Raw genomic sequence first — 1,102 nt, forward strand, 5'->3', positions numbered from 1 at the left:
TATATTAATATTATTGTTTATTTACACAGTAATAGTTGCATTGCACGGAGAAACACAGTGTTTACACGCATAAAACAAGTTATCGATTGGTTCAATGATGAGCCAGAAAAGAAAGCACTGCCCCAGGCCACCCTTAAAAACAAAACCCCTGCGGGATTTTGTGCGCCATGGAGTGCAGAGCAACTGAAACAAGATGATCTTATCAAGGACAAACTTCGCGTTCTTAAGCGTAGTGGCTTAGCGCTGCCTTACGAGGTGTGGGGTGAGTTTGTCGTTGATACGGTCATTCGCTTTGCGACCTGTTGCCAAGATTTACCAGCTTCAGAGTTTTACCACCATGCGACGCCAAGAGGCTTATTGCTACACAGTTTAGACGTGGCGATTTACGCCATGCGTATTCGCCGTAATTACATTCTGCCGCCGAATACGGCGCCGGAAGACGTGATCCACAAGGAGATCGTTTGGGTGTATGGCGTTTTTCTGTGTGCCTTATTGCATGACGTGGGCAAGGTGCTCGATATGGAAATTGAGTTATTTGTAGGGGAGGGAAAATAACCCGTTCGTTGGACATCGGCACTGGGGGCGATCAGTCAACCGTACCGTTTTCGTTATCACAAAGAGCGTCAATACAGTCAGCATCAACGCAGCGGACTGATGTGGTTAACGCCACTGCTCTCTGAAAACCCAATGGCGGCGATCACAAGCGATCGCCAGCTCTACCATGAAATGAGCGCTTATCTTTCTGGCCATGCCGATAGTGACAGCGTCATTGGGCAAATTGTGATGCAAGCGGACGCCGCCAGTGTGGCGCAAAACCTCGGCGCCGATAAAGCCGGCATCAACCTCGCTGCTGAAAAAGCGCGAGGCGCAGCCGCTTCATTGGCGGGTCAGCTTCGATTGACGCTCACTCATTTGCTTCAATCGGGCGCATTCCCATTGAACAGAAAAGGCGCCGAGGGGTTTGTTGAGGGTGAAAACCTGTTTTTGATGAGTAAGCCGATCGCTGAACGACTACGTGCAGCGTTATTGGAACGTGGGATCACTAACGTTCCAACGGACAACTCACGATTATTTAATGAATTGCAGCAGCACCAACTCATAC

1 pseudogene is annotated in these 1,102 nt (G+C 49.2%); it reads left to right on the forward strand.

The window, feature by feature from the left end:
- Positions 1–255: 255 nt before the first annotated feature.
- Positions 256–1,102, forward strand: a pseudogene (mobH, locus tag RH85_RS23500) (MobH family relaxase); the annotation flags it as partial.

Origin of the sequence: Vibrio ichthyoenteri ATCC 700023 (genome assembly GCF_000222605.1) — a bacterium.
Taxonomy (GTDB): Bacteria; Pseudomonadota; Gammaproteobacteria; order Enterobacterales; family Vibrionaceae; genus Vibrio; species Vibrio ichthyoenteri.